The sequence below is a fragment of the Enterobacter cloacae complex sp. 394I7 genome, assembly GCF_057320345.1.
Window position 1 is genome coordinate 1,782,274 of sequence record NZ_JBXWCR010000001.1, and the last position, 12,189, is coordinate 1,794,462.

Below are 12,189 nucleotides of genomic sequence, written 5' to 3' on the forward strand. Positions count from 1 at the left end.
TTAAAACGCAACGTCAACGATCAGTGTATCGGTATAGGTGCCGGCAGGCGGCGTAGACTGGCTGGTAAGGACTTTGGCAGTGTAGTTGTAGGTTCGCAATAAACCGTCGGTACTGACCTGCGAGGAGGTTGCGCTGGTCCAGCGCTCGGTACCGCTGCCACCCCAGCGGTTGGTCGTGGCTTCTTTATAAATGTCGTAACTCATGTAGTTACTGCCGCTCACCATGCGGCGAACATTATTCAGCGCGTTGGCACCATTATTAATTCCGATAGTGTAAGTGCTTCCTTTGGTACAGGTGACGGCAATCGCCTGCGAGACAGTGGGGAAACTTTGCACCAGCGGCGCACTGTTGAAGTTGACGTCCGGCGTGGTCATGGCGCTGCAGTCGTTGGTGACGGTCATGTTGAGAAGAATACTGGTGGTCGCCGTGCCTGTCTGGGGAACGGTGCAAAGGCCCAGCACGCCCACGGAACAGACGCTGTAGTTGATGCTGAAGGTGAGCAGCACCTGATAGGGCCCGGCTGTGACGTTTTGTCCGGCAACGGTGCGGAAATAAAGCGGAATGCTGTACTGTTTTGACCCCAGTAATCCCAGCAGGGTGTTGCCGCTCCAGGTATAAGCTTTGCTGATTTGCACTTCGCTATTGCCCGAACACCCCGTTAATCCGCACAACCGGGTGGGGATCACATCCGTGATGGCCGCATTGTCGGTGCGTTTCATGGTGGCACGGCTGTTGCCTGAAACCGACGCGGCGGTGTAGTTCAGCGTCACCGAGTCGTTGGTCAGAAGATTGAGCACGGCGTCGCATGCCACGATCAGCCTGCCGGTGGTTTCGACCTCCCCGGTTCCGCTGAGCGCGAACGAGGTGACGCTACCAAATGACGCATTTACCGTACTGACGGTACACGCCGCCCAGCCGCCGCCGGAAAACAGCAGCAGTATCAACAGCAGTAAGCGCTTCACCGTTCCTCCCGGCAAATCAGCGGTCCGTATGTCTGCAGCTTATGTTCCGGGTTGGCCCCCACGGTCAGCGTGGCCGAGCAGTGTTTTCCGTCTGGCGTAATCACCTCAAGCGGGTTCACATCGCTGAGATTTTCCAGCCAGGCGATGCCGTCATACCCCACCACCGCATTGTTGCGCGAGGCGCGTCGAACCTGGCTTCCCACCGGGATAGCCTGCCCCTGCTTGTCATGCAGAATGACGCTTGCCACCCGCTCCTGCTCCATCGGGAAATCGACCAGATAACCGCTGTGGCGGCGAATAGCGATCCGCCGCTCTGTCTCTTTCAGCCGGGTATCCGCGGGCAGATTCAGGGTATCAATGCGATAACTGGCCGGGTAATAAGCCGATACCCCGCTGACCAGCAGGTAGCCGTTATTGTTCGTTTTGCCGACCGGCTGGTTCTCATAGCTGACGGGAACGTCCGGGTGACCGTCGGTGCTGATCACCACAAACGCATCGTTGATTTTATTTGCCGCAAACAGCTCGCCGTCCATCAGCACAACCGAGCCCATCGCCTCTCCCCACCAGGTCATCATGCCCCTTTCGCCATAACCACCGCCCTGAAGTTCGATGTTGTTATTGCGCCAGCCCAGCGTTCCCTGCTGATAATCATTGGCTTTCGACTGGTTGGCCCATGCCATGTTCCAGCTAAAGCCACCGTCGGAAGGCATGGAGTGGTTGTAGTTGATACGCTGCGTGCTGCCGGCATCTGGCGTGTTTTCATAGGTTACGGCGGCACTGTCACGCTCTCCCAGCGGCACCTGAAGCGACATGGCCACCGTCCAGTCTCCCCGCTGCTGATCGCGGCTTGCGGCCAGATAAATACTGCTCGCCCCCCACAGATTGCGGCTCCAGGAGAGATTCAGCAGTTCGGTTTTTTGGTTGTCAAAGCTCTCCACGCCGATCCACGCAGCACCGAGACTGCCATACTCGCCCAGGTTAAAGGTGAGAGAGTACTGGTCGGTGTTGCGACTAAAACTGGCGATGGGCCGGTCATTTTCGTCATAGACCGTCGGTTGGTCATAGAGGGCGAGGTTGCCAAAGTCGCGATCGCGCCGCGTATGCTGTGTCGCTACACTAAATTCACTGGTACTGTACTGATAGCCCCAGTTGATTTGCCCGCCATTATCTCCGCGCATGCGGCTTTTAGAATACGCGGTATTCACGACGCCAAACCGACCCAATTTAACCACCGTCCCCATCCCGCCCAGCGCCAGCGCTTCTGCCCCTTCGGCATGGCCCTCCAGCGTCAACCAGTCCGTAACGCCATAGCGATACGATCCGCTACCCGCCGCCGGGCCGTAGTCAAAATTCTTGATGCCGTAATTACGCCGCAGGCTACCGAGCGTCACCGCCCCGTCGCTCAGGCCTTGTTTCAGCAATTCGCTGGTGACGTAAAACGGCAGCGTGGTACTCACCTGGCGCCCCAGCGCATCGGTGGTGACCAGTACCGCGTCCCCTGCTCCGTTGATATAGGGCAGATTGGTCAGGGTGAACGGTCCCGGCTGAAGCTGGGTCGAGCCGGAACGATAGCCATTGATAAAGAGATCCACCGAGGTGGGAACCGCCGCTTCGCCCGAGAACTCTGGCAGTGGCCAGGTCACGAGGTCAGGACGCAGGGAAAAATCCCGCCCGTAGCTGATCCCGCCCATGCGCACGCTGGTGCTCCAGCTCAGGGCATCGCTGATCACATCCCCGGCGGTCCAGGTCGTTGCCTCGTCCTCGTTCGTCATCAGAAGCGTCGTGTCATAGCGCACATACCCTTCCTGCTGACCGTCGTTTCCGGTGAAATTTTCCCGGGCATAGCCGGTTGAAGAAAAGGAGCCGTTCTCATTGAAGTAGCGGAATTCATGCCAGAGCGAGGCCTGTCCGCCGACATGTTCCGTATGGTTGGTGTAGAGATCGTAATTGAGCAGCGCTCCACGCCCGAAGTGTGGTTTGCTTTGTGACATTTGTCCGCTGAAAGGGGTCACGCGTGAGGCGACCCAGTCGGCCGGAACGCCCAGCAGCAGACGCTGCGCGGCGCTGTCGTACTCTACGCGCACCTGCGGCAGGGTAGAAAGGTTCACGTCTCCGGCAGGCACATGCTCCGGCGGAAGCCCTGCCCGCAGCAGGTCGGCGCTGGAAATAAAGAATGCCCCCTCGCGCTGCGTCACGGGCACCACCATACCGGTGTCGTAGTGATTCAACACAATCGAGAGCTGAAAGACCGCTTCGCCGTTCAACGCCTGAGCCTGCGGCGGCGGCGGTAAACTGTCATCGCCGGGCTCAGCCCAGGTGCTGGTACTGACGCAGAGCAGGATCATCATCGCCGGTTTCAGTTGACGGGCGTCGACTGCCATTGCGTATCCCTGGCATTAATCTGCGCGCTCAGCCGGTCTGGCTGACCTATTCCGGCCGGGATTGACCAGGTGCGGGTGCTGCCCGCAAGAACATACCCGAGTAATCCGTCTGCAACCGTCCGCTTCTGCCCGCCCTGCTCCAGCGCCACCTGGCTGAGTTTGACGTGCACATCCCCCTGATTACGGACCTCCAGGGCAGGATGTCCCTTCTCCTGCGTCACCCGCCAGCTCAGATTTTTGGTCTCCACCAGCGCATGATGCGCCCCCTCTTTGAGGGTCGGGATCCCCTGCCCATAAACGAACAAAGGAATGGAGTAGCGCATTTGCAATTTCAGGCCAATGGCCGGCTCGGCTTTGGCATCCGGCTGGGGGATTTCATCCACAATAATGCGGTAGGCCTGTTCAACGCCGAGCGGCACCGAACCCTGCTTAATCAGACGAATAAGCTGCTTACTGCCTTTGCCAATGGTGACGATGGGCGGGCTGGCCACCACATCCTGCTGTGCGGAGTAGCGTTCATAACCGCCCTCCTGCTTCCAGCGCACAATGCGGACCTGCATTGTCGTTGCGCTGTTCCCCTGATTCTGGATCCATAATTCAGTGGCTTTGGCATCCGCTGACAGCCACGGATCGATGGGCCACAACAGAATGGTTGCCGCCGCCTGCGCCTGGCCTGTCGCCGCAGCCATTCCCCCCAACAAACTCACCAGACAAAGGTGTCTGAAAAATGGCTTCATCGACTGTCTCCCTTTATCACCATGACAAGGTCACGGTGAGCTGATCAGAATACGTTCCTGCCGGGCTAAACCCGGTCAGCAGCGCCACGCCAAAAAGCGGCAGCGCAATGTTATTACTGTTGGTATAGGTCACCGGTATTGCCTGATTGACGCCAATTTCGCTGTTCGCCGCCAGCGAACTGCTGCTGTAAAGGCGATATCCCACCACTTCCGTTCCCCCTGAGCGCTTCATACGCCGAACGGAGGAGTAATTCTGTCCGCCGTTAATGCTCATACTCAGCGCCACGCCGGGCGTGCAGGCGATGGACAAGGCCCCGTTAGGCACAAAACTGGTGCTCACCGGGGCACTTTCCACCCCGTTGTGGGTACCGAAATCGAGCGTACCGAAAACTCCTCCGCTGCCCGTGGATACCGCGCACCCGGGCACAATGGTCGCGCTGACCTTAAATGACTGGGACGTCACAGCACCCGCCGCAGGCACCAGCATCAGGCAGACGATCAGCGCGTACAAAGGGTGCACGATCCCCTCCGCGCTGTTGCGCAGACGCAAAATGGATGCCTTCATGGCTGCGTGAAACTAGTAGGTGACGCTGACGTTAATCGTGTCGGTGTAGGTACCCGGAACGACCGTAACGCTGTTACCGCCCCCGGTAATGCGCCCGTAAAGTGTGTAACTGTCGATGCCCCCGGCGGTTGACGCTATTGGCAGTGCCGCGTTGTTGGCAACGACGTTGTTAAATCCGCTGTCGCTATACAGGCTGTAAGCCACACCCTGTGCAGCATTTGTGGTGTTGACCAGATAGCGCGCAGGCGTGCCTGGCGTCCCCACAACGGTACCCGGCGCGGTGGAGTTGGTATTCCCGGTGATCGCCACCGTATAGCTGGCGGTCGTACATTGAATGGTGAACGTGTTACCGCCGCTGGCACCGGTCAGCTGCGTCGTCAGGGTGGAAAACGTTGCGGGATGGGTGCCGAAATCCAGGGTCCCGAAGTTAATGCCATTTTGCGTGGGCGAGCCGTTTATCAGACAACCGTTCGTCAGGGTTAACGTCGCGCCAATAGTACCGCTGCTGGTCACCGCCAGCGCCTGTTGGGCTGTTGTCGCCGTCAGCAACGTGCCTGCACAGATCAAAAGGAGTTTTCTTTTCATTTACCACCCTCCAGAAGACATTTCCGTTCGCTTGCCACATTTTATTTTTGCTGTTCAAGATGTTAGCCCCACTTAACGTTCCTCTTCCGGGGGTTATTGAGAATTTAGTTTATGGATACCGCTTCGACCACCCGCGCCGCGGAGGGCAAGACTAATGGCTTATTGACTGAATATTTATTTATAAAACAGGATGTTAATACTTTGTAAATGCCTTATTTCTCGTATACGCAGAGGATATATCCGTTGAAATGTGATCTGCATCACAATATATCGTCGAGGCGTTAACAACAAAATTAATAAAAATTAAAAACTAGTTGTATCCCCCTCCGCTTTACTTCAATTTATGTGCCGAATAATTTCCAGCGTCGTAATAAAAAATCTATATACATCGGCGCAGACGGCAACCAAAGCGCATAGAGGGTCTTTTTTCGTGGCAAGTGCAAACAAACTCACACTCTTCATCGTGATATTCATGCTGGCGGGTATTCTTTCAGGGGCGGCGATTCATGAGTATGCCTCTGCGGATGCTATCAAAGCATGGTCGGATAACATCACGCTGCTGACCGATATTTTCCTGCGTCTGATTAAAATGGTTATTGCGCCACTGGTCTTCAGCACGCTGACCGTGGGCATTATGAAACTGGGTGAAACCTCCACCATTGGTCGCGTGGGCGGCAAAGCGATGGTGTGGTTTATTAGCTCATCCGTGCTTTCCATTCTGGTGGGACTGTTTATCGTCACGCTGGAGCGTCCGGGCAGCGGCCTGAACCTGGCTATCCCGAAAGAGGCGGTAGACACCGGCCTTGCGGTGGGGGGGATGACGCTGAAAGCGTTCTTGTCCCATACCATTCCGACCAGTATTGCCGGTGCGATGGCGAACAATGAAATCCTGCAGATTGTGGTCTTCTCTATGTTCTTCGGCATCGCTGGCGCGTCGCTGGGGCAAAAATTCAATGCCCCGCTGGTGGCCGCGCTGGATGTGGTCTCCCATATCATGCTGAAGGTGACGGGTTACGTGATGTACGTCGCCCCGCTGGCCATTTTCGCCGCCATCTCATCTGTGATTGCCACTCAGGGTCTGGGCATTCTGCTGAACTACGCCTCCTTTATTGGCGGCTACTACGTGGCAATCCTTCTCACCTGCATGGTGCTGCTGGCCGTCGGCTATATGGTGCTGAAGAAAGAGGTGTTCCGCCTGGTCAGCATGCTGAAGGACCCGGTGCTGGTGGCGTTTACCACCAGCAGTTCAGAAGCGGCGTATCCAAAAACGCTGGAGCAGCTTGAGCGTTTTGGTTGCTCGCGCAATATCGCCTCTTTCGTTCTGCCGATCGGTTACTCCTTTAACCTGGTGGGCTCTATGGTGTATTGCTCTTTCGCCTCGATGTTTATCGCCCAGGCGTACAATATTCACCTGAGCTTCACCGAAGTGACCGTGCTGATGCTGACGCTGATGCTGGCTTCAAAAGGGATTGCGGGGGTGCCTCGTTCGTCGCTGGTGGTGCTGGCGGCAACCATCCCGAGTTTCAATATTCCGGTGGCGGGTATTTTGCTGCTGATGGGGATCGATCATTTCCTGGATATGGGACGTTCAGCGATTAACGTGCTGGGTAACGGTATTGCGACTGCGATGCTGTCGCAAAATGAAGGGGCGCGTGAAGCGGAGACTGAGCTGGTAGAGCAGGAAGCGTAACGGGTTGGCCGAATGGTTTCGTTCACCTTAAGGCCAGCAGAAAATACTACGCCTGCAGTAAGTGAATAAGATAAGGGGGCTGCAATAGCCCCCTTAATACGTTCACCGCAGCGGGCGAATCAGATAACCGAAATGCCCGACTGAACGAAACGGTTCCACGAAAGCCTCACAGAACCGTTTAGAGAAACATTACGCCACGTGATTCGTCGCGATATCCAGCAGCGCCATCTCATCACTGTTCAGCAGCTTCTCAATATTCACCAGAATCAGCATACGTTCACCCAGTGCTCCCAGCCCCGTCAGATACTCAGTAGACAGCGTGACCGCAAACTCCGGCGCCGGACGGATTTGATCGGACGTGAGGGACAGCACATCAGATACGCCATCCACCACGATCCCAACCACGCGCTGCCCCAGATTCAGGACAATCACCACGGTGTTCTCGTTATAGTCCACGTCGCCCTGGCTGAACTTCACGCGCAGGTCAACGATAGGCACAATCACGCCGCGCAGGTTGGTGACACCTTTAATAAATGCAGGCGTGTTCGCGATGCGGGTAACCTGGTCGTAACCACGAATTTCCTGCACTTTCAGGATATCGATGCCGTACTCCTCATCGCCTAAAGTGAATACCAGGAATTCCTGCCCTGATGGCTCGCCCGCCAGTTTCGTTACATTACTCATACCGGTCATGTTATTACCTTCTACTTAATCAGGCGGCTGTGTACGCCACACGTTGTTCACGATTTAATCCCTGAAGCGCCGACACATCAACGATCAGCGCCACGCTACCGTCACCCAGAATAGTGGCGGCAGAAATACCTGGCACTTTGCGGTAGTTGCTTTCGAGGTTCTTCACGACCACCTGGTGCTGGCCAATCAGCTGATCAACCAGCAGCGCGTAGCGGCGACCCGCACTTTGCAGGATCACCACGATCCCCTGCGTGGCCTCGGTTTTCGCGCCATCCACTTCGAACACTTTCCACAATTCGACCAGCGGCAGGTACTCACCGCGCACTTCAAGAACGCGCTCGCCACCCGCCAGCGGATGCAGATCTTCTTCACGCGGCTGCAGCGATTCCATCACCGCGTTCAGCGGCAGAATAAAGACTTCGTCCGCCACTTTCACCGACATGCCGTCGAGGATTGCCAGCGTCAGCGGCAGCAGGATACGAATGGTGGTGCCGGAACCTTGCTTAGACTTGATCTCAACGTGGCCGCCCATCTCCTGAATGTTACGCTTCACCACGTCCATCCCCACGCCGCGGCCGGAAACGTCCGTCACCTGCTCTGCGGTCGAGAAGCCTGGCGCGAAGATCAGCATGCCCACTTCTTCGTCAGTCATGTTTTCGTTGACCGCCATTCCCTGCGAAATGGCTTTCGCCAGAATGCGCTCACGGTTCAGGCCCGCACCGTCATCGGTCACTTCGATGCAGATGTTCCCGCCCTGGTGTTCGGCGGAGAGGATCAGATTCCCGACCGGGGATTTTCCGGCGGCAATGCGGTTTTCCGGCAGTTCGATACCGTGGTCGAGGCTGTTACGCACCAGGTGCGTTAACGGGTCAATAATGCGTTCGATCAGGCTTTTATCCAGCTCGGTGGAGCTGCCCATCAGCGTCAGTTCAATCTGTTTATTCAGTTTACTGGCCAGGTCACGCACCAGACGCGGGAAGCGGCTGAAGACATATTCCATCGGCATCATACGAATGGACATCACCGATTCCTGCAGGTCGCGGGCATTACGTTGCAACTGCCCCATGCTGGTGATCAGATCGCCGTGGGTCACCGGGTCCAGTTCGTTAGACCGCTGTGCCAGCATCGACTGGGTAATCACCAGTTCACCCACCAGGTTAATCAGCTGGTCAACTTTCTCGACGGCGACGCGGATGCTGGTGGATTCACTGGAGCGCGCGGCCGGTTTTTCACCACGGCCTGGCGCGGCGGCATCTTTTGGCACCGCTTTCAATACCGACGCCGCAGACGCAACGGCAGGCGCGGCCGCCTGAGGAACAACCGCCACCTCTTCCACTGCCGCTGGCACGTCAACCGCCGCCGTTTCGGTTTCAAACGCGATCTGGTCGGCTTCGATAACAAAGCACAGGACCGCCACGATATCGTCCTGGCTAATCCCCTCTTCCAGCGTCGCACTCAGGCTGTCTTTGCCTTTCACCACGTTGCTTAATTTCGCCAGGTTACTCAGCTCTTCTTCAAGAAGGTCAACTTCGTTCTCTTTGAGGCGAGACAGCACCACGCGCACTTTACTCGCAGCGGCGGCCGGGGCCGCCTCTTGTGCGGTAACGGCATCGACAACGCTCAGTTTGGCTGCCGGAACAACGGCTGCGGCTGCGTCACCTTTGGCTTCCAGCGCGAGCTGGCGCAGCGCATTGCAGATGTATTCAAAGCTGGCGGCATCAGGCTCTGCCGAGCTTTTATAGGCGTCGAGCTGTTCCTGCATAATATCTTTGGTTTCCAAAAACAGGTTGATAATGTCGGTATTGAGCTGCATCTCACCGCGTCGTGCTTCATCCAGCAGGTTTTCCATTAAATGGGTCGTTTCCTGCAGGATGGTAAATCCAAACGTTCCGGCTCCGCCTTTAATCGAGTGCGCTGCACGGAAGATGGCATTGAGCTGCTCGGAGTCCGGTGCTTCAGGCACCAAATCCAGCAAGTGTTGCTCCATATCGGCCAACAATTCGTCGGCTTCATCAAAGAATGTCTGGTAAAAATCGCTAATATCCATGCTCACGCTATCACCTCGGATTGGCTGGTGGCGATGTTGGAACGGCAGCCGAAGGAACGGCCCCAGGCTGTTTTAAATCGTCCAGTGACTCATTCTGACTTTCGGCGTTTTCGTGCAGGATGGCCTGCTCCGCCTGCTGGTTCAGCACTAAAAGACTGATACGACGGTTGATGGCGTCATCCGGCCCGCGGTCAGTGACACGCATGGTTGATGCCATGCCGACCACGCGCAGTACCTTGCCATCATCAAGCCCACCTGCCACCAGCTCGCGACGCGAGGCGTTGGCACGATCGGCAGAAAGCTCCCAGTTGCTGTATCCCTTCTCACCCGTGGCGTACGGGAAGTCATCCGTGTGTCCAGACAGGCTGATACGGTTAGGAATACCGTTCAGCACTGGCGCAATGCCGCGCAAAATGTCGCGCATGTATGGCTCAACTTCCGCGCTGCCCGTTTTGAACATCGGGCGGTTCTGGCTATCAATAATCTGTATACGTAAACCTTCCTGCACCAGATCGATCTTCAGGTGTGGTCGCAGGGCACGCAGTTTAGGATCCGCCTCAATCAGCTGATCGAGATCGCCGCGCAGTTTCTTCAGGCGTGCTTGCTCCATACGTTTTTTCAGCTCGTCGATGTTCGGCTCTTTCTTCACCTCACCCTTCTGCTGGGTGTAATCATCGCCGCCGCCAGGGATCGGGCTGTCGCTGTTAGAGATTCGCTGCCCACCGGTCATGGCGGTCGCCAGCGGCGTTCGGAAATATTCGGCAATCTGGATCAACTCTTTCGGGCTGGAGATGGAGATGAGCCACATCACCAGAAAGAATGCCATCATTGCGGTCATAAAATCGGCGTACGCGATTTTCCAGGAGCCATGCGCGCCGTGCCCATGCCCCTTGTGCTTGCGTTTTTTTACGATGACGATCGGATGGGACTGATTTTTCATGCGTCCTCAGTTGTCGTCTGTTGGTTTGGGTTTTTCACCGCACGCACGTGTTCTTCAAGCTCGATAAACGACGGGCGCTCGCTGGAATAAAGCGTTTTACGGCCGAATTCAACTGCAATAGGTGGCGCATAACCGTTGAGGTTAGAGAGCAGCGTGATCTTCACGCACTGCATCATTTTGGTCGTTTCCGCGCTCTTCTGACGCAGAACGCTGGCCAGCGGAGAGATAAAACCATACGCCAGCAAAATACCGAGGAAGGTGCCCACCATCGCATGCGCAATCAGCGCGCCCAGCTCTGCCGCAGGACGATCCGCCGAGGCCAGCGCATGTACCACGCCCATCACCGCCGCGACGATACCGAACGCAGGGAGGGAATCGCCCACCAGCGCCAGGCTGTTTGCCGGCACTTCGGATTCGCTTTCATGCGTTTCAATCTCTTCGTCCATCAGCGCTTCGATTTCGAAGGTGTTCATGTTGCCGCTGATGATCAGTCGCAGGTAATCGACGATGAAATCCAGCATCATTGCGTCAGCGAGAATGCGCGGGTAGCTGGCAAAAATTTCGCTCTCTTTCGGGTTTTCAATATCCCGCTCAAGCGAGAACATACCCTGCTGACGCGACTTCGCCATCAGACGATAGAGCAGCGCAAGCAGATCCATATACATGCTTTTGGTGTATTTAGAGCGACGGAACAGCAGTGGAATAGCTTTTAGCGTGCCCTTGATCGATTTACCGTTATTACCAACGATAAAAGCCCCTACCCCTGCGCCGCCGATGATAATAAGTTCAGCCGGTTGATAGAGTGCTCCAAGGTGCCCGCCGGTCATCATGTAACCGCCGAAAACTGTACCGAGAACTACCAGGTAACCTAATAAGATAAGCACGACATCATCCTTCCGCTAGTGACTATGGCAAGGATGTTCAGCTCGCAGCGTTTACCGTTTGCGGGGTAAAAAAAAGCAGCGGTAATTGCTTACCGCTGCTGGAATCTTGCCCACACGTTCGGGTTAAACAGCTTGTTCGATCTGTTCATCCAGCAGTTGTGGAATAATATCGGCAGCTTCCCGGGAAAGTTTACGTCTTTTTACTGCTCGGGATGGAGGCTGGCATAAACTACAGGCGAAGCTGCCTGCAGGCTGATGCGCATGGGTAATAAAATTGCCATCGCAGCAGTTACAGCGCGACAGCTCAAGCATTCCGCTTTCAACAAAACGCACCAGCGTCCATGCGCGGGTGAGCGCCAGCAAAGGACCCTCGTCCTGCTGCGGGCATTGTTCAAGGTAAAGTTTATACGCTTTGATCACGGCATCAACGCCGCTACACAAACCGGTTTTGAGAAGGTACTGCCAGGCATTACAGAACATGGAGGCATGAATGTTCTGTTCCCAGGTCATAAACCAGTCCGTTGAAAACGGCAGCATTCCTTTCGGCGGGGGACTACCACGTAACTCTTTATACAATTTGATGAGGCGACCACGACTCAGCTGAGTCTCGCTTTCCAGCATTTGTAAACGAGCACCGAGCGTAATCAGCTCCATTGCTAACTGTATGTCACGCGCTTCCTGAACAATGCTTTTCTCGCTCATTG

11 protein-coding genes are annotated in these 12,189 nt (G+C 55.9%); 1 reads left to right on the forward strand and 10 read right to left on the reverse strand.

The genetic code is table 11. From position 1 onward, the window contains the following. From AC2FAP_RS08680 to AC2FAP_RS08700, 5 genes are read right to left on the reverse strand one after another with little or no spacing between them, the layout of a single operon-like run. Entirely contained in the window at window positions 1-963 is a 963-nt protein-coding gene (locus tag AC2FAP_RS08680) for a Csu type fimbrial protein (protein WP_050736990.1), read from the reverse strand. Next, window positions 960-3,344 carry a fimbria/pilus outer membrane usher protein gene (locus AC2FAP_RS08685; RefSeq protein ID WP_485452909.1) on the reverse strand — a complete coding sequence of 795 codons (2,385 nt, stop codon included), beginning with the start codon at window positions 3,342-3,344 and terminating at the stop codon, window positions 960-962. The genes AC2FAP_RS08680 and AC2FAP_RS08685 overlap by 4 nt, the downstream gene beginning before the upstream one ends. After that, window positions 3,320-4,081, reverse strand: a complete 762-nt coding sequence (locus tag AC2FAP_RS08690; RefSeq protein WP_032680765.1) for a fimbrial biogenesis chaperone — start codon at window positions 4,079-4,081, stop codon at window positions 3,320-3,322. The genes AC2FAP_RS08685 and AC2FAP_RS08690 overlap by 25 nt, the downstream gene beginning before the upstream one ends. Window positions 4,082-4,097: 16 nt before the next feature. After that, window positions 4,098-4,646 carry a Csu type fimbrial protein gene (locus AC2FAP_RS08695; RefSeq protein WP_025203836.1) on the reverse strand — a complete coding sequence of 183 codons (549 nt, stop codon included), beginning with the start codon at window positions 4,644-4,646 and terminating at the stop codon, window positions 4,098-4,100. 12 nt (window positions 4,647-4,658) lie between these two features. Continuing rightward, window positions 4,659-5,231, reverse strand: a complete 573-nt coding sequence (locus AC2FAP_RS08700) for a Csu type fimbrial protein (protein ID WP_020883378.1) — start codon at window positions 5,229-5,231, stop codon at window positions 4,659-4,661. Between the two features lie 430 nt (window positions 5,232-5,661). Between AC2FAP_RS08700 and AC2FAP_RS08705 the strand changes: the two genes are divergently transcribed. Then, complete coding sequence (locus AC2FAP_RS08705; RefSeq protein ID WP_025203835.1) at window positions 5,662-6,921, forward strand: dicarboxylate/amino acid:cation symporter; 1,260 nt, start codon at window positions 5,662-5,664, stop codon at window positions 6,919-6,921. Between the two features lie 189 nt (window positions 6,922-7,110). Here AC2FAP_RS08705 and cheW read toward each other — a convergent pair whose 3' ends face one another. The 5 genes from cheW to flhC form a co-directional block, all read right to left on the reverse strand. Continuing rightward, entirely contained in the window at window positions 7,111-7,614 is a 504-nt protein-coding gene (gene cheW / locus AC2FAP_RS08710) for a chemotaxis protein CheW (protein WP_020883376.1), read from the reverse strand. Window positions 7,615-7,633: 19 nt separating this feature from the next. Beyond that, the gene (gene cheA, locus AC2FAP_RS08715; protein WP_485452910.1) at window positions 7,634-9,667 is read right to left on the reverse strand and encodes a chemotaxis protein CheA; all 2,034 of its coding nucleotides are present in this window, start codon (window positions 9,665-9,667) and stop codon (window positions 7,634-7,636) included. Between the two features lie 4 nt (window positions 9,668-9,671). Beyond that, window positions 9,672-10,601: a flagellar motor protein MotB gene (gene motB / locus AC2FAP_RS08720; protein ID WP_485452911.1), complete on the reverse strand. Its 930-nt coding sequence runs from the start codon at window positions 10,599-10,601 to the stop codon at window positions 9,672-9,674. Further along, window positions 10,598-11,485 carry a flagellar motor stator protein MotA gene (motA, locus tag AC2FAP_RS08725; protein WP_008500417.1) on the reverse strand — a complete coding sequence of 296 codons (888 nt, stop codon included), beginning with the start codon at window positions 11,483-11,485 and terminating at the stop codon, window positions 10,598-10,600. Before motA ends, motB begins: the two co-directional genes overlap by 4 nt. Window positions 11,486-11,608: 123 nt before the next feature. Next, entirely contained in the window at window positions 11,609-12,187 is a 579-nt protein-coding gene (gene flhC, locus AC2FAP_RS08730) for a flagellar transcriptional regulator FlhC (RefSeq protein ID WP_014170677.1), read from the reverse strand. Between the last annotated feature and the right edge of the window lie 2 nt (window positions 12,188-12,189).